Origin of the sequence: Citrobacter sp. RHB35-C17, assembly GCF_013816795.1 — a bacterium.
Classification (GTDB): Bacteria; Pseudomonadota; Gammaproteobacteria; order Enterobacterales; family Enterobacteriaceae; genus Citrobacter_A; species Citrobacter_A amalonaticus.
Genome location: NZ_CP057150.1, coordinates 3,778,128 through 3,793,657, shown reverse-complemented (window position 1 = coordinate 3,793,657; position 15,530 = coordinate 3,778,128). Strand labels below are relative to the sequence as shown.

The window sequence follows — 15,530 nt, the reverse complement described above, 5'->3', positions numbered from 1 at the left end:
CTCAGTACATCACTGGAGGTAAATGTGGACGTAAGACAAAGTATTCACAGCGCGCACGCCAAAACACTGGATACCCAGGGGCTACGCAAGGAGTTTTTGGTTGAGAAAGTGTTCGTGGCTGACGAATACACGATGGTTTACAGCCACATTGACCGCATCATCGTCGGTGGCATTATGCCGGTGGCAAAAACGGTCTCCGTTGGCGGTGAAGTCGGTAAACAGCTTGGCGTAACCTATTTTCTGGAACGTCGAGAACTGGGTGTGATCAACATCGGCGGCGCGGGCACTATCACCGTCGACGGTCAATGCTATGAGATCGGCCACCGCGATGCGCTGTATGTTGGCAAAGGGGCGAAAGAAGTGGTTTTCGCCAGCGTCGATAGCGCAACGCCAGCCAAGTTCTATTATAACTGCGCACCGGCGCATACCACGTATCCCACCAAAAAAGTGACGCCTGCTGATGTTGCGCCTGTGACATTAGGTGACAATCTCACCAGCAACCGTCGCACCATCAATAAATATTTCGTGCCGGATGTACTGGAAACCTGCCAACTGAGTATGGGCCTTACCGAACTGGCACCGGGCAACCTGTGGAACACCATGCCGTGCCACACCCATGAACGCCGTATGGAAGTGTACTTCTATTTCAATATGGAAGAAGACACCTGTGTCTTCCATATGATGGGGCAGCCTCAGGAAACGCGTCATATCGTTATGCATAACGAGCAGGCCGTCATTTCGCCAAGCTGGTCGATCCATTCCGGGGTGGGCACCAAAGCCTATACCTTCATCTGGGGCATGGTCGGTGAAAACCAGGTCTTTGATGATATGGACCACGTTGCGGTGAAAGATCTGCGTTAGTCGCGGGCGCTCATAACGCCTGTCCGTGACAGGTATGAAAAACTAAGGATTTACAATGATTTTGAATGCATTCTCTCTCGAAGGTAAAGTCGCTGTCGTGACAGGTTGTGATACCGGTCTGGGCCAGGGCATGGCGCTCGGTCTGGCGGAAGCGGGCTGCGATATCGTCGGGATTAACATCGTTGAACCGACCGAAACCATCGAGCGTGTGACCACTCTGGGCCGTCGTTTTTTGAGTCTGACCGCCGATCTGCGTCAGATCGACGGGATCCCGGCACTGCTGGAGCGTGCGGTTGCTGAGTTCGGCCATATCGATATTCTGGTCAATAATGCGGGTCTGATCCGCCGCGAAGACGCGATCAATTTCAGCGAAAAAGACTGGGATGACGTGATGAACCTGAACATCAAGAGCGTGTTCTTTATGTCTCAGGCGGCGGCCAAACACTTCATCGCACAGGGTAACGGCGGCAAAATCATCAATATCGCCTCCATGCTCTCCTTCCAGGGCGGTATCCGCGTCCCGTCTTACACGGCTTCCAAAAGTGGCGTAATGGGGGTGACCCGTCTGATGGCGAACGAGTGGGCGAAGCACAACATCAACGTCAACGCGATTGCACCGGGTTACATGGCGACCAACAATACCCAGCAACTGCGCGCCGATGAGCAGCGTAGCGCTGAAATCCTCGACCGTATCCCGGCAGGACGTTGGGGTCTGCCGAGCGATCTGATGGGGCCGGTGGTCTTCCTGGCCTCCAGCGCATCTGATTATATCAACGGCTATACCGTGGCGGTTGACGGTGGTTGGCTGGCACGTTAATTCGCGCCCGCTTGCTGACAAAACCCTGCCTTCGCGCAGGGTTTTTTTATTGATGAAATCAGGCGTTGAGAAAATCTTCGCGAACCGGCGTAAAGGTATCCAGCAGTGTTCCCGGCTTCAGGCAGACACAGCCGTGAACGATATTTGGCTGCTTATACAACGTATCTCCCGCGCGTACCACCTGCTTCTCGTCACCGATAGTAAATTCAAATTCACCGGATAACACGTAGGTCAGTTGTTCATGTGGATGGTGATGCAGCGGGCCAATCGCCCCTTGCTCAAAGTTAACCTCGACAGCCATCAGTTTGCCGTTATGCGCGAGGATACGGCGAGTGACGCCATTACCCAGATCGTCAAGCGTCGTCTCGTTATGGAAAACAAACATGTGGGATCCTATTGTTTGAAACAATGTTTCATTAAAGCTAACTCAGGTGCGTGGCAAAGAAAATGGGAGATCAAATGAACTGGAAACTTGATCACAAGTTTGCTTCACTGCTGTAAATCACTGATGAAGGAGCAGGTAATGAAGACGATCGGCTTGTTGGGCGGGATGAGTTGGGAATCGACCATCCCGTACTACCGGTTAATTAACGAAGGGATCAAACAACAACTGGGTGGGCTTCATTCTGCGAGTCTGCTGTTGCACAGCGTTGACTTCCACGAGATCGAAGCGTGCCAGAGTCGCGGTGAGTGGGATAAAGCCGGAGACATTCTTGCGCAGGCCGCGATCGGGCTGCAGCAGGCGGGGGCGGAAGGGATCGTCTTATGTACCAACACGATGCACAAAGTGGCGGAGGCCATTGAATCGCGCTGCTCGCTGCCTTTTTTACACATTGCTGATGCGACCGGGCGCGTCATCTCCGCGCAGGGAATGCGCCGGGTTGCGCTGTTGGGAACGCGTTACACGATGGAGCAGGATTTTTATCGCGGCCGCCTGGAACAACAGTTTGCCATTGAGTGCCTGATACCCGATGCGGATGCGCGGGCGACGATCAACCAGGTCATCTTTGATGAGCTTTGCCTCGGACAGTTTACCGAAGCGTCACGTCAGTACTATGTGGAAGTGATTGAAGCCCTGGCGGCACAGGGGGCTGAGGGCGTCATTTTTGGCTGCACGGAGATTGGTCTGTTGGTGCCGGTGGAGCGTAGCCCGATCCCGGTGTTTGACACCGCCGCGATCCATGCCGCAGACGCCGTGACGTTTATGCTGTCGTAACCGGCCCGAGGATCTGCTCCAGCGCTGTCACCAGGAGGTGATGGCGGGTTTGCAGATGATGGCTGAAGGCCTCGACCAGCGCGGAGGCGGGTCGGTGAATGGGACGCACCAGGCTGACGGTAAACGGCACGGAAATACTGAAACGGCGCACCACCACGCCACTCGCCGCATAATCCAGAGCGGTGAACGGGTTTACCACCGAAAGACCGGCTCCGGCGCGCACCATGGCGCACACTGACGCCGCGCTGTGAGTCTCCACCACCATCCGCCGTTTAACGTCGTGCTCATTAAACAGGGTGTCCAGTAGTTGCCGATAACTGTCCGTGCGCGACAGGCTGATGTAATTCTCCCCCTGAAAATCCTGCGGCGTTAATACTGACTTTTCCGCCAGCGGATGCCCCGGCGGCAGCACGCAGACTTCATCAAGCGAGAAGAGCTCCGTACGTTCAGTACCGGCAGGCGTGTGCAGTGTTTCCGTCAACCCCAGATCGTGGCGCTGGGCAGAAAGCCACTCTTCAAGCAGCGGTGACTCCTGCGGGACAATATTCAGGCTGACGTCCGGATAGCGGGCGAGAAACGGCTGAATCAACGTGGGCAGCAGCGACTGCGAAAAGACCGGCAGGCAGACTATCGACAGTTCCCCCTGGCGAAACTCCCGCAGGCTTTCCGCTGCGCTGACGATCCTGTCCAGCCCGTACCAGGATCGCTGGACTTCTTCGAACAGACGCAACCCCTGAACCGTCGGATGCAGGCGACCGCGCGTACGTTCGAACAACGTTAATCCCAGCACTTTTTCAAAGCGCGCCAGTTCACGGCTGACGGTGGGCTGTGACGTATGCAGCAACCGCGCGGCTTCGGTCAGGTTTCCGGCGGTCATGACCGCATGAAAGATTTCAATATGACGTAAGTTAACGGCAGCCATCATCACCTCGCAGGATTAAAACCATATCATTTTTGCATAAAGTCGGTATAAAACGATATTTTTTATTCTCTTCGTACTGTGGCGTAATCATAAAAAACGTCATGTCCGGAGCCTGTTATGCCTCATTCACTGTATTGCACCGATACCGATCTCACCGCAGAAAACCTGCTCAGGTTGCCAGCCGAATTTGGTTGCCCGGTCTGGGTTTACGACGCGCAGATCATCCGTCGTCAGATTGCGGCACTGCAACAGTTTGATGTGGTGCGCTTCGCGCAGAAGGCCTGTTCCAATATTCATATTCTGCGCTTAATGCGTGAACAGGGCGTCAAAGTGGACTCCGTATCGTTAGGCGAAATTGAGCGTGCGCTGGCGGCGGGATATGATCCGCAAACGCATCCGGATGACATCGTATTTACTGCCGATGTGATTGATAACGCCACCCTGGCCCGCGTCAGCGAATTACGCATTCCGGTCAACGCCGGTTCCGTTGATATGCTCGATCAGCTTGGACAGGTCTCTCCGGGCCATCGCGTCTGGCTGCGCGTTAATCCGGGCTTTGGTCACGGCCACAGCCAGAAAACCAATACCGGCGGCGAAAACAGCAAACACGGTATCTGGCATACCGATTTGCCGCAGGCGCTGGCGGTGATGCAGCGCCATCAACTGAAGCTGGTGGGTATCCACATGCATATTGGTTCAGGTGTTGACTATGGTCATCTGGAGCAAGTGTGCGGCGCGATGGTGCGTCAGGTGGTGGATTTCGGCCAGGATCTGGAGGCGATCTCCGCCGGCGGCGGTCTGTCGATCCCTTATCACGATGACGATGAGGCGGTGGATACCCGGCATTACTTTGGTCTGTGGAATGCCGCGCGCGAGCAGATCGCCCGTCATCTGGGGCATCACGTAAAGCTGGAAATTGAGCCAGGACGTTTTCTCGTCGCTCAGTCAGGCGTGCTGGTCACTCAGGTTCGCAGCGTGAAGCAGATGGGCAGTCGTCATTTTGTGCTGGTGGATGCGGGCTTTAACGATCTGATGCGCCCGGCAATGTATGGCAGTTATCACCATATTACCGCGCTGGCGGCGGATGGTCGTTCACTGGAGAACGCGCCGCGGGTCGACACGGTCGTCGCAGGACCGCTGTGTGAATCCGGCGACGTCTTTACCCAGCAGGAGGGCGGCAAGGTGGAAACCCGCGCGCTGCCAGCGGTGGTGCCGGGCGATTATCTGGTGTTGCATGATACCGGCGCCTACGGCGCCTCAATGTCGTCGAACTACAATAGCCGTCCGCTGCTGCCGGAAGTATTATTTGACAACGGTCAGGCGCGACTGATTCGCCGTCGCCAGACCATTGAAGAGCTGTTGGCGCTGGAAGTGTTTTGATTTCTTGTCGGGCGGCGGCTTATCCGATCTGCGGAGTTACCGTCGTCTGCAGGCCTGATAAGCGAAGCGCCATCAGGCCTTGCATCGCGCAGATAGCGTTACGATTTATGCCTTAAAATACGGCCCGGTGGTGACCGAATCACGCAACACCAGCGTGCCGGTAAAGGGCGGGATCGGTTCAATTTCTTCGCCATTGACCATGCGGATCGCCTGATCGATGGCTGTGGTGATCATCGTGTCGATGGGGAGATAAACCGTCGACAATCCCGGTTCAAGCCATTTTGCACTCGGCGCATCGTCAAACCCAAACAGCGACACATCCTGCGGAATGTTAAGCCCGGCCTGGTGCAGGGCTTTCGACGCACCCAGCGCCATGTCGTCGTTACAGGCAAACAGGGCGCTGAACGTTACCCCTTCCTGCAACAGTTCATTACAGGCGTCATAGCCGCGCGTCATGCTGGAATCACCATATTTCACCTTCGCCGGATCCCAGTCGATACCGTTTTTTTCCAGTGCCTTGCGATAGCCCATCAGACGCGACTTCCCGGTCGGGGTGTGTCCCGGTACGGTAATACAGGCTATCTCGCGATGTCCTTGCGAAATCAGGTAATCCACCGCCTGAAATGCCGCGTCTTCCTGTTCAAAAAAGATGGCGCGTTCGCGGGCCAGGCTGACATCGCGGTTAATGATAATCAACGGCATCGTGATCGAATCCGCCAGCGCGAGGATCGCTTTTTCGCTCATGTAACGGGTGTAGAGAATGATGGCGTCGCACTGTCGATCGGCCAGCATCTGCACCGCTTCTTGTTCGCGCTCCGGCGTATCGTGACCATCGGTCACAATCAACTGCTTGCCGTGAGATTCAGTCTGCCGCGAGGCCTGCTGTAGCAGGCGGCCAAAGTAGAAGCCATCAAAGGTCGACACAACCAGCCCAATGCTGTTGCTGGTTCGGTTCGCCAGCGAGCGGGCCAGAAAGTTCGGACGATAATCCAGCGCCTGCATCGCCTTAAACACTTTCTGACGCGTACTTTCTTTGACCTGACCGGTGCCGTTCAGCACACGAGAAACGGTGGCTTTCGAGACACCGGCACGACGGGAAACATCCAGCATTGTTATCATGACGCGATCCTGATTACTCGTTTGATGACGCATTGCCCGGCTCCGCTGGCGTCGTCACGGAATGGCGACGGACCAGGGTAGGGCTGAAAACATGGGTGACATCCGGTAGCGGGCGCTTTTCCGCCAGCGCGAGCGCCAGTTCTGCGGCCTGTGTCGCCATTGTCACGACAGGATAACGCACGGTGGTCAGGCGCGGACGAACGTAGCGCGAAACCAGCACGTCATCAAAGCCTATCAGCGAGATCTCTGCCGGGACGTCCACACCATTATCATTTAGCACGCCCATCGCGCCAGCGGCCATGGAGTCGTTATAACAGGCCACCGCGGTGAAGTTTCTGCCGCGGCCTAACAGTTCGGTCATCGCCTGCTCACCGCCGCTTTCGTCCGGTTCGCCAAACGTCACAAGGCGATCGTTGACCGGGAGATGGCTCTCTTCCAGAGCATCGTAATAGCCTTTGAGACGATCTTCCGCATCCGAAATAGAGTGATTCGAGCAAAGGTAGCCAATGCGCGTGTGGCCCTGTTGGATCAGATGACGGGTCGCCAGCCAGGCGCCGTAGCGGTCATCCAGCGCCACACAGCGCTGTTCGAAACCGGGCAGGATCCGGTTGATTAGCACCATGCCGGGCATTTGCTTCATTAATGATGCCAGGTCGGCATCCGGGATCATCTTGGCGTGAACGACGAGCGCCGCGCAGCGGTGACGAATAAGCTGCTCGATTGCCTGACGCTCTTTTTTTTCATTATGGTAGCCGTTGCCAATCAGTAAAAAATTGCCGGTGTTATAGGAGACCTGTTCGACGGCTTTCACCATCGCGCCGAAAAAAGGGTCAGAAACATCGCCAACCACCAGACCAATCGTTTCGGTGGACTGCTGCGCGAGCGCGCGTGCATTCGCATTGGGATGGTAGCTGAGCGACTCCATCGCACTGGCCACCGCCAGGCGCGACGCCTCGCTGGCTTTGGGGGAATCATTGATGACGCGGGAAACGGTGGCGACTGATACACCAGCCAGTCGGGCTACATCCTTTATGGTCGCCATGACAGTACCTATTGTGGGTAAACGCTTACATTCTGTCAGTGTTACGGAAAACGGCTGCTGGTTCAAGCAGATTGCCTGTTGCGACGCGGCAAATGTGAGCAAAATCCTTGGAATTACGCCAAAAATCGAATGATGCAAACCATTAGTTACACTTTGCGAAGGGCTGTTGCGATTGTTCGCTGGCGACGCTTCCTGGCAGCTTGATAAAGTTGAGATCCCAGAGGTATTGATAGGTGAAGTCAACTTTCGGGTTGAGCACACGAATTACACCAACCTGCGCAGTCGCGCAGGTTTTTTTTTACTGTTTCGGCAATCTGTAACAGTAAGCGAGAATTTACACAACTGGTTGCATTTCCCTTCATTCCTTTGCGTTTTCTCGCTGGCGAAGCGGTCATGCACAGACCACAATCAAGATCCCAGAGGTATTGATTGGTGAGATTATTCGGTACGCTCTTCGTACCTTGTCTCTTGCACCAACCTGCGCGGATGCGCAGGTTTTTTTTCGCCCCGAGTTTACTGTCGCTCCTGTTGCCTTGTTCGTGTAATCTGCCACCATTATTTTACCGAATCGTGCGCAAAGGGAGTTGAAATGTTATTTAGCTTTTTCCGTAACCTGTGCCGCGTGCTCTATCGGGTTCGCGTGACGGGGGATATGCAGGCGTTGCGGGGAGAACGCGTCTTAATCACCCCCAACCATGTCTCGTTTATCGACGGCATTCTGCTGGCGCTATTTCTACCGGTACGTCCGGTGTTTGCGGTTTACACCTCGATTAGTCAACAGTGGTACATGCGCTGGTTAACCTCGCTGATCGATTTTGTGCCGCTCGACCCAACGAAGCCGATGGCGATTAAACATCTGGTTCGACTGATTGAGCAGGGTCGCCCGGTGGTGATTTTCCCGGAGGGGCGCATTTCGGTGAGCGGCTCGCTGATGAAAATTTACGACGGCGCCGGATTTGTCGCCGCGAAATCTGGCGCGACGCTGGTACCGGTACGGATTGAAGGTGCAGAACTCACCCATTTCAGCCGCCTGAAAGGGCTGGTGAAACGCCGATTCTTCCCGCGGATCCACCTGCATGTTTTACCACCCACTCATCTGCCTATGCCCGATGCGCCGCGCGCGCGCGATCGCCGTAAAATCGCCGGTGAAATGCTGCATCAGAAAATGATGGAAGCACGGATGGCGGTGCGTCCGCGCGAAACGCTGTATGAATCGCTGCTGGCGGCGATGTACCGTTATGGCGCGGGCAAGCACTGTATCGAAGACATCAACTTCAAGCCGGACAGCTACCGACAGTTGCTCACTAAGACGCTTTTTGTCGGGCGTATTCTGGAAAAATATAGCGCGGAAGGCGAAAAAATTGGCCTGATGCTGCCCAATGCTGCGATCAGCGCGGCGGTGATTTTCGGCGCGGTGTCTCGCCGTCGTATCCCGGCAATGATGAACTACACGGCGGGCGTCAAAGGGCTGACCAGCGCTATCACCGCTGCGGAAATCAAAACCATTTTTACCTCCCGCCAGTTCCTGGATAAAGGCAAACTCTGGCACCTGCCGGAGCAACTGGCGCAGGTTCGCTGGGTCTATCTGGAAGATCTCAAAGCCGATGTGACCACGGCGGACAAACTGTGGATCTTTGCGCACCTGCTGATGCCGCATCGGGCGCAGGTCAAGCAGCAGCCGGAAGAGGCGGCGGTGATCCTCTTTACCTCGGGTTCCGAAGGTCATCCCAAGGGGGTGGTGCATAGCCACAAGAGCCTGCTGGCTAATGTCGAGCAGATTAAAACCATTGCTGACTTCACCGCCAATGACCGTTTTATGTCGGCACTGCCGCTGTTTCACTCGTTCGGTCTGACGGTAGGGCTTTTTACGCCGCTGCTCACCGGCGCTGACGTGTTCCTCTATCCCAGCCCGCTGCATTACCGCATTGTGCCGGAACTGGTTTATGACCGGAACTGCACGGTGCTGTTCGGTACCTCCACGTTCCTCGGCAACTATGCGCGTTTTGCCAATCCGTATGATTTCTATCGTCTGCGCTATGTGGTGGCGGGAGCGGAGAAACTCCAGGAGAGTACAAAACAGCTCTGGCAGGATAAGTTTGGTCTGCGGATTCTCGAAGGCTATGGCGTAACGGAGTGTGCGCCCGTGGTTTCGATTAACGTCCCGATGGCGGCGAAGCCTGGTACCGTTGGGCGGATCCTGCCCGGCATGGACGCGCGTCTGCTGGCGATCCCGGGTATTGAAGAGGGCGGTCGTTTGCAGTTGAAAGGGCCAAACATCATGAACGGTTATCTGCGCGTGGAAAAACCGGGCGTACTGGAGGTGCCGGTGGCGGAAAACGCCGCCGGGGAACTGGAGCGCGGCTGGTATGACACCGGCGATATCGTGCGCTTTGATGAGCAAGGATTCGTGCAAATTCAGGGACGCGCCAAACGCTTTGCGAAAATTGCCGGTGAAATGGTCTCTCTGGAGATGGTTGAGCAACTGGCGCTCGGCGTGTCGCCGGAAAAAATGCACGCGACGGCGATCAAGAGCGATGCCAGCAAAGGCGAAGCGCTGGTGCTCTTTACCACCGATAGCGAGCTGACGCGTGATGTATTACAGCAGTATGCCCGTGCGCACGGCGTGCCAGAACTGGCGGTGCCGCGCGATATCCGTTACCTGAAGCAACTCCCGTTACTCGGCAGCGGTAAGCCGGATTTCGTGATGCTGAAAAGTTGGGTTGATGATCCGGAAAAACAAAATGCCTGAGTCAGTACATACCAATACCTCTGTCTGGTCGAAAGGAATGATGTCGGTTATCGCGGCGCAGTTTCTCTCTGCGTTTGGCGATAACGCCCTGTTGTTTGCCACGCTGGCGCTGCTGAAGGAACAGTTCTATCCGGACTGGAGTCAGCCGATTCTGCAAATGGTGTTTGTGGGCGCGTACATCCTGTTTGCGCCGTTTGTGGGGCAGATCGCTGACAGCTTTGCCAAAGGCCGGGTGATGATGTTCGCCAACGGCCTGAAACTGCTGGGGGCGGCAACGATCTGTTTTGGCTTCAATCCGTTTATCGGCTATACGCTGGTGGGGATTGGCGCGGCGGCTTACTCGCCGGCCAAATACGGCATTCTGGGGGAACTGACGACCGGCGATAAGCTGGTGAAAGCGAACGGCCTGATGGAAGCATCCACGATTGCGGCGATCCTGCTTGGCTCGGTGGCGGGCGGCGTGCTGGCCGACTGGCATGTTATTGCCGCGCTGGTTGTCTGTGCGCTGGCCTACGCCGGAGCGGTGGTGGCGAACCTGTCTATTCCCAAACTGGCTGCCGCTCGTCCTGGGCAGTCCTGGCATCTGATGAAAATGACTCGCAGTTTCTTCTGCGCCTGCGTTTCACTGTGGCGCAACGGCGAAACGCGTTTTTCGCTGGTGGGCACCAGTCTGTTCTGGGGGGCGGGAGTCACGCTGCGTTTTCTGCTGGTCCTGTGGGTACCGGTGGCGTTAGGCATTACCGATAACGCCACGCCAACCTACCTGAACGCGATGGTCGCGATCGGTATTGTGGCCGGGGCCGGAGCTGCTGCCAGACTGGTCACGCTGGATACCGTGGTGCGTTGTATGCCAGCAGGGATCCTGATTGGCGTCGTGGTGCTTATTTTTTCTCTTCAACACGCGCTGTTGCCTGCCTATGCGCTACTGATGCTGATCGGTGTGCTGGGCGGTTTCTTTGTCGTGCCGCTGAATGCGTTGTTGCAGGAGCGCGGTAAAAAGAGCGTCGGGGCGGGTAATGCGATCGCGGTACAGAACCTCGGTGAGAACAGCGCGATGCTGTTGATGCTGGGGCTCTACTCGCTGGCGGTGTGGGTAGGAATTCCGGTTGTCGCCGTGGGTATCGGTTTTGGCGGTCTGTTTGCGCTGGCGATAGCGGCGCTGTGGATCTGGCAGCGCCGCCAGGCATAATCAACGCGCCGGAATTCCTCCGGCGCGCTTCTGTTACGGTGCAGGATAGGTGTAAACCTGATGCACCGCTTCAATCTCTGCCAACACCTCTTCGCTTAATTCGAGATGCAGACTCTCGACGTTGGTTTTCAGCTGTTCCATGGTGGTGGCGCCCAGCAGTGTACTGGCAACAAACGGTTGACGACGAACGAACGCCAGCGCCATCTGCGCCGGATCAAGGTTATGCCGTCTGGCGATATCGACATACGCCGCCACGGCTTTTTGCGTCTGCTCGCCGCTGTAGCGGGTAAAGCGGCTAAACAGTGTATTGCGCGCACCGGCAGGTTTCGCGCCATTCAGGTATTTACCGGTCAGCGTGCCAAATCCCAGGCAGGAATAGGCCAGCAGTTCGACGCCTTCATACTGGCTCACTTCCGCCAGCCCCACTTCAAAGCTGCGGTTGACCAGGCTGTAAGGGTTCTGGATGGTGACAATGCGCGGCAGATCATGCTTATCCGCCAGATGTAGATAACGCATCACGCCAAAGGCCGTTTCATTCGAGACGCCAATGTAGCGGATTTTGCCCGCCCGCTGGAACTCGGCCAGCGCATCCAGCGTATCCAGTAGCGACACCACCGGGGCGGCGTCACTCCAGCTATAGCCGAGTTTGCCAAAACAGTTGGTGGGGCGCTGCGGCCAGTGAACCTGGTAAAGGTCCAGATAATCGGTTTGCAGACGTTTCAGGCTGTCGTGCAGCGCTTCACGAATGTTTTTACGATCCAGTGCCTGATTCGGGCGAATACTGTTGTCATTATTGCGCGACGGGCCGCTCACTTTGGAGGCGACAATCAGCTTTTCTCTATTGCCATATTTGGCCAGCCAGTTTCCGACGTAAGTTTCGGTAAGCCCCTGGGTTTCCGGGCGTGGCGGGACCGGGTACATTTCGGCCACGTCGATCAGGTTAATGCCGTTGGCGACGGCATAGTTGAGCTGTGCATGTGCGTCGGCTTCGCTATTTTGTTCACCAAACGTCATTGTGCCCAGCCCCAGTGTACTGACTTCAAGCGAGCTGTGGGGTATACGGTGATATTGCATAGCCGTTTCCTTTTTATAATCACGACATAAGGATTATAAAAATGGCTGAGGGAAGGGAAAAAGGGAAGAAAAATTGTTAAGGCCAGCAGCGCGGCTGACCTCAATCTTCAACGTTCAATGATTTGAGAAACGTCGTCGCGGTTAATTTGCATGGCGTTGCCCTGCTGGTCGTGGTAGCTCACCAGACCGGTATCGTCATCAATCTCGGGTTTCCCGTCGGTCAGGATCATCCGACCATCTTTGGTCGCCATGACATAATCGCTGCTACAACCGGAAACAGCAAAAGCCAGTCCTACTGCGGAAATTATCACTGCCCATTTTTTCATCCATTTATCCTCACGTGGCCTGCGTCTGATAACAGTCTAGTAATAACCTGAAGTTGTGGGCAGGAAAAGCAGGAAAATCTTAATCTGAGAGGAGAAAAGGGGAGAGGTTCGCTCCCCGCAGGGAGCGAAAAGGACAATTACAGCGGGTTCTTTTTGTTTCGCAACAAGTTCAGGCTCTCAACCGCAATCGAGAAGAACATGGCGAAATAGATATAACCCTTCGGCACGTGAACGTCGAAGCTTTCCAGGATCAGGGTGAAGCCCACCAGTATCAGAAACGACAGCGCCAGCATCTTCACGGACGGGTGCCTGTCGACAAACTCGCCTATAGGACGCGCCGCAAACATCATTACGCCAACGGCAATTACCACCGCCGCCATCATGATGAACAGATGATCGGACAAGCCAACCGCCGTGATCACCGAGTCCAGACTGAAGATGATGTCGAGCAGCATGATCTGCACGATGGCCCCCAGAAAGGAGCTGACGCGCATGTTCACCCCTTCTTCTTCACCTTCAATGGATTCGTGGATCTCCTTACTCGCTTTCCAGATCAGGAACAATCCGCCGAGCAGAAGGATCAGGTCGCGGGCGGAAATGGCTTCACCAAACACCTCGAACAGCGGATTGGTCAGCCGGGTCACCCAGGCGATGGAGGCCAGCAGCGCCAGTCGCATGATCATCGCCGCTGCGAGACCGAGACGACGGGCGTGCGCGCGTTGCGCAGTCGGGAGTTTTGCAACCACCAGTGAGAGGAAAATAATATTATCGATCCCAAGCACGATCTCCAGCAGCGTCAGCGTACCGAGCGCAAGCCAGGCGTTAGGATCGGTTATCCATGCAAATAACATTGAACAAAGTCCTGCCAAAAAAAGAAACGCTAATTATATGCTTCCCGGACACAAGGCGAAAGTCTAACGCTGCTGTAACAAAAAGTGGCGTTCCAGCAGGGCGCGCGTGAAGTTCTTTTTCAGGTAAAAACCACGCGGCAACGTCAGTATTGGCTCGCCCTGGGCGCCGATCGCCTCGGTGAGCGCTTTGGCGTTTGCCGCCTTCGGTCGTAGTTGTAAAAATTCGCCATGGCGGGCAGTGATACGTTCAACCTGACCGAGCACAATCATGTCCATTAATTCTTCCCAGTCGAGCCGTAACTGACGGTCTTCTTCTTCATCAGGGCTCCACAGTACTGGCGATCCCACCCGCCGCTGCGCGAGGGGAATGCTGCGTTCGCCTTCTACCGGGATCCACAGTACCCGCTTCAGTTTGTGTCGTACGTGACTGGTTTCCCACGTCACGCCGCTGTTTCCGGTCAGCGGTGCAACGCAGACAAAGGTGGTTTCAAGCGGCCGGCCGAGGCTATCCACAGGAATGGTTTTCAATTCGACGCCTAATGCGGCGAAATCCTGTTCAGGCTTACTTCCGGCGCTGGCCCCCAACCAGAGTTCCAGTAATACGCCGATCCAGCCTTTGTCCCGCTTGAGATCTTTCGGTGCAACAATACCTGCCATCGCCGCCAGTTCGCCCAGCGAATAGCCTGAAAGCTGCTGCGCTTGCTGGAGCAGAAGGGCTTCAGATTTCGGTGGAAAGCGTAAAGGATGGAGTCCGGACATGGCGTTACACCTTAGGTGAAAAAATGAACAAGGATTTTATACCGTGAGAAAGAAGTTTATCGTTTTCCACATGTCATATTCAATGTCATGATTTATATTGGTTTTTAGTTTCTGACGTCACGTGTTGCGCAACATAAGAATGGGTTTTCCATTTCTGGTCACTGAATTTAAACAGGATCTTACACCATGTTATCCACAGAAAGATGGGATAACTGTGAAAAACCCCGACTACTGTTTCCATTTACAGCCTTGACGTGCGACAAAAATCGAATTTTCACACAATTTGTGTTTAACTTATTGGCACAATCTGTGGATAAAGTCGGCGCTGTTCGATCTTTCATCAGCCTGAGGATCGTCAGTGTGATGGCTATCACCTTTTTGCCTGGTTATCGCTAAAGCGAGCCAGTAACCTCATGAATAAAAGAAAATATTTTTTTCACCCTCTTGTCCGTTTATTCAGACTGTTCCGGGTTTTCCCGGAGTAATTCCGTACTTCTTCACAACTCTATCCACAGAAAAGGTGAATAAAATCGCCCGAATGGGTGAGTGTCTGTTTATAACTTTGTCTTTAACTGTGAGTTATTCAATTGTTATTAGATGCACACCGCCGTAACTCAGTGGTTTACCGTCTGTCAGGAGTGTGAAACAATCATTCTCATATAAGGTTTATGTTGAGGTAGTCCGGTGATTGATGACGATGGCTACCGCCCAAATGTAGGTATCGTAATTTGTAATCGTCAGGGGCAAGTGATGTGGGCCCGGCGGTTTGGTCAGCACTCCTGGCAGTTCCCACAGGGTGGGATAAATCCAGGAGAATCAGCAGAACAGGCGATGTACCGGGAACTGTTTGAAGAAGTAGGGTTAAGCCGTAAAGATGTGCGAATCCTTGCCTCTACTCGCAACTGGTTGCGTTACAAGTTACCGAAACGTTTGGTGCGTTGGGATACAAAGCCGGTGTGTATCGGCCAGAAACAAAAGTGGTTTCTTTTGCAGTTGATGAGCGGGGACGCGGAAATCAATATGCAAACCAGCAGCACTCCTGAGTTTGACGGCTGGCGTTGGGTAAGTTACTGGTATCCGGTCCGGCAAGTGGTTTCATTTAAACGCGATGTCTACCGCAGGGTGATGAAAGAGTTCGCAAGTGTTGTGATGGCGCTTCAGGAAGCGACGCCAAAACCGCAAAATACACCTGCTTATCGACGTAAAAGAGGTTAAGCCACGCAAA

The 15,530-nt window shown here is 54.8% G+C and carries 15 protein-coding genes; 7 read left to right on the top strand and 8 right to left on the bottom strand.

The features are described 5' to 3' along the window. Positions 1 to 24: 24 nt before the first annotated feature. Together kduI and kduD are read left to right on the top strand one after the other, a co-directional pair. Complete coding sequence (kduI, locus tag HVZ37_RS18100) at positions 25 to 861, top strand: 5-dehydro-4-deoxy-D-glucuronate isomerase (RefSeq protein ID WP_042288966.1); 837 nt, start codon at positions 25 to 27, stop codon at positions 859 to 861. Between the two features lie 55 nt (positions 862 to 916). Beyond that, positions 917 to 1,678, top strand: a complete 762-nt coding sequence (kduD, locus tag HVZ37_RS18095; RefSeq protein ID WP_181627837.1) for a 2-dehydro-3-deoxy-D-gluconate 5-dehydrogenase KduD — start codon at positions 917 to 919, stop codon at positions 1,676 to 1,678. Between the two features lie 58 nt (positions 1,679 to 1,736). On the opposite strand, the gene HVZ37_RS18090 is transcribed toward kduD, so the two are convergent. Beyond that, the gene (locus HVZ37_RS18090; RefSeq protein ID WP_042999460.1) at positions 1,737 to 2,063 is read right to left on the bottom strand and encodes a cupin domain-containing protein; all 327 of its coding nucleotides are present in this window, start codon (positions 2,061 to 2,063) and stop codon (positions 1,737 to 1,739) included. Positions 2,064 to 2,201: 138 nt separating this feature from the next. Here HVZ37_RS18090 and HVZ37_RS18085 point away from each other — a divergent pair, with 138 nt between their 5' ends. Further along, positions 2,202 to 2,894: an aspartate/glutamate racemase gene (locus HVZ37_RS18085; RefSeq protein ID WP_044254171.1), complete on the top strand. Its 693-nt coding sequence runs from the start codon at positions 2,202 to 2,204 to the stop codon at positions 2,892 to 2,894. On the opposite strand, the gene HVZ37_RS18080 is transcribed toward HVZ37_RS18085, so the two are convergent. Continuing rightward, positions 2,881 to 3,816: a LysR family transcriptional regulator gene (locus HVZ37_RS18080; RefSeq protein WP_042999462.1), complete on the bottom strand. Its 936-nt coding sequence runs from the start codon at positions 3,814 to 3,816 to the stop codon at positions 2,881 to 2,883. The genes HVZ37_RS18085 and HVZ37_RS18080 overlap by 14 nt on opposite strands. 117 nt (positions 3,817 to 3,933) lie before the next feature. On the opposite strand from HVZ37_RS18080, the gene lysA reads away from it, so the two are divergent. Beyond that, the gene (lysA, locus tag HVZ37_RS18075) at positions 3,934 to 5,196 is read left to right on the top strand and encodes a diaminopimelate decarboxylase (protein WP_181627836.1); all 1,263 of its coding nucleotides are present in this window, start codon (positions 3,934 to 3,936) and stop codon (positions 5,194 to 5,196) included. A gap of 105 nt (positions 5,197 to 5,301) precedes the next feature. On the opposite strand, the gene HVZ37_RS18070 is transcribed toward lysA, so the two are convergent. Beyond that, the gene (locus HVZ37_RS18070; RefSeq protein ID WP_044254291.1) at positions 5,302 to 6,315 is read right to left on the bottom strand and encodes a LacI family DNA-binding transcriptional regulator; all 1,014 of its coding nucleotides are present in this window, start codon (positions 6,313 to 6,315) and stop codon (positions 5,302 to 5,304) included. 13 nt (positions 6,316 to 6,328) lie between these two features. Next, positions 6,329 to 7,357 carry an HTH-type transcriptional regulator GalR gene (gene galR / locus HVZ37_RS18065; RefSeq protein WP_042999464.1) on the bottom strand — a complete coding sequence of 343 codons (1,029 nt, stop codon included), beginning with the start codon at positions 7,355 to 7,357 and terminating at the stop codon, positions 6,329 to 6,331. A 589-nt stretch (positions 7,358 to 7,946) separates the two neighbouring features. Between galR and aas the strand changes: the two genes are divergently transcribed. After that, entirely contained in the window at positions 7,947 to 10,106 is a 2,160-nt protein-coding gene (aas, locus tag HVZ37_RS18060; protein ID WP_181627835.1) for a bifunctional acyl-ACP--phospholipid O-acyltransferase/long-chain-fatty-acid--ACP ligase, read from the top strand. Continuing rightward, positions 10,099 to 11,295 carry a lysophospholipid transporter LplT gene (gene lplT, locus HVZ37_RS18055; RefSeq protein WP_044254177.1) on the top strand — a complete coding sequence of 399 codons (1,197 nt, stop codon included), beginning with the start codon at positions 10,099 to 10,101 and terminating at the stop codon, positions 11,293 to 11,295. The genes aas and lplT overlap by 8 nt, the downstream gene beginning before the upstream one ends. Before the next feature lie 33 nt (positions 11,296 to 11,328). On the opposite strand, the gene HVZ37_RS18050 is transcribed toward lplT, so the two are convergent. The 4 genes from HVZ37_RS18050 to mutH all read right to left on the bottom strand — a co-directional run bounded on the left by HVZ37_RS18050 (position 11,329) and on the right by mutH (position 14,305). After that, positions 11,329 to 12,369 carry an NADP(H)-dependent aldo-keto reductase gene (locus tag HVZ37_RS18050; protein WP_042999467.1) on the bottom strand — a complete coding sequence of 347 codons (1,041 nt, stop codon included), beginning with the start codon at positions 12,367 to 12,369 and terminating at the stop codon, positions 11,329 to 11,331. Between the two features lie 107 nt (positions 12,370 to 12,476). Next, entirely contained in the window at positions 12,477 to 12,695 is a 219-nt protein-coding gene (gene ygdR, locus HVZ37_RS18045) for a lipoprotein YgdR (protein WP_000758655.1), read from the bottom strand. 137 nt (positions 12,696 to 12,832) lie between these two features. After that, positions 12,833 to 13,546 (bottom strand): TerC family protein, encoded by a 714-nt coding sequence (locus tag HVZ37_RS18040; protein ID WP_042999468.1) that lies wholly within the window; start codon positions 13,544 to 13,546, stop codon positions 12,833 to 12,835. Positions 13,547 to 13,609: 63 nt separating this feature from the next. Beyond that, positions 13,610 to 14,305, bottom strand: a complete 696-nt coding sequence (mutH, locus tag HVZ37_RS18035; RefSeq protein ID WP_042999469.1) for a DNA mismatch repair endonuclease MutH — start codon at positions 14,303 to 14,305, stop codon at positions 13,610 to 13,612. 684 nt (positions 14,306 to 14,989) lie between these two features. Here mutH and rppH point away from each other — a divergent pair. After that, entirely contained in the window at positions 14,990 to 15,520 is a 531-nt protein-coding gene (gene rppH / locus HVZ37_RS18030) for an RNA pyrophosphohydrolase (RefSeq protein WP_042999471.1), read from the top strand. The last annotated feature ends 10 nt before the right edge of the window (positions 15,521 to 15,530 follow it).

Excerpts from the sequence above, each read along its gene's own strand:
- kduD (WP_181627837.1), top strand. The coding sequence starts at position 917 with ATGATTTTGAATGCATTCTCTCTCGAAGGTAAAGTCGCTGTCGTGACA.
- HVZ37_RS18090 (WP_042999460.1), bottom strand. The coding sequence starts at position 2,063 with ATGTTTGTTTTCCATAACGAGACGACGCTTGACGATCTGGGTAATGGC.
- HVZ37_RS18085 (WP_044254171.1), top strand. The coding sequence starts at position 2,202 with ATGAAGACGATCGGCTTGTTGGGCGGGATGAGTTGGGAATCGACCATC.
- HVZ37_RS18080 (WP_042999462.1), bottom strand. The coding sequence starts at position 3,816 with ATGGCTGCCGTTAACTTACGTCATATTGAAATCTTTCATGCGGTCATG.
- lysA (WP_181627836.1), top strand. The coding sequence starts at position 3,934 with ATGCCTCATTCACTGTATTGCACCGATACCGATCTCACCGCAGAAAAC.
- HVZ37_RS18070 (WP_044254291.1), bottom strand. The coding sequence starts at position 6,315 with ATGATAACAATGCTGGATGTTTCCCGTCGTGCCGGTGTCTCGAAAGCC.
- galR (WP_042999464.1), bottom strand. The coding sequence starts at position 7,357 with ATGGCGACCATAAAGGATGTAGCCCGACTGGCTGGTGTATCAGTCGCC.
- aas (WP_181627835.1), top strand. The coding sequence starts at position 7,947 with ATGTTATTTAGCTTTTTCCGTAACCTGTGCCGCGTGCTCTATCGGGTT.
- lplT (WP_044254177.1), top strand. The coding sequence starts at position 10,099 with ATGCCTGAGTCAGTACATACCAATACCTCTGTCTGGTCGAAAGGAATG.
- HVZ37_RS18050 (WP_042999467.1), bottom strand. The coding sequence starts at position 12,369 with ATGCAATATCACCGTATACCCCACAGCTCGCTTGAAGTCAGTACACTG.
- ygdR (WP_000758655.1), bottom strand. The coding sequence starts at position 12,695 with ATGAAAAAATGGGCAGTGATAATTTCCGCAGTAGGACTGGCTTTTGCT.
- HVZ37_RS18040 (WP_042999468.1), bottom strand. The coding sequence starts at position 13,546 with ATGTTATTTGCATGGATAACCGATCCTAACGCCTGGCTTGCGCTCGGT.
- mutH (WP_042999469.1), bottom strand. The coding sequence starts at position 14,305 with ATGTCCGGACTCCATCCTTTACGCTTTCCACCGAAATCTGAAGCCCTT.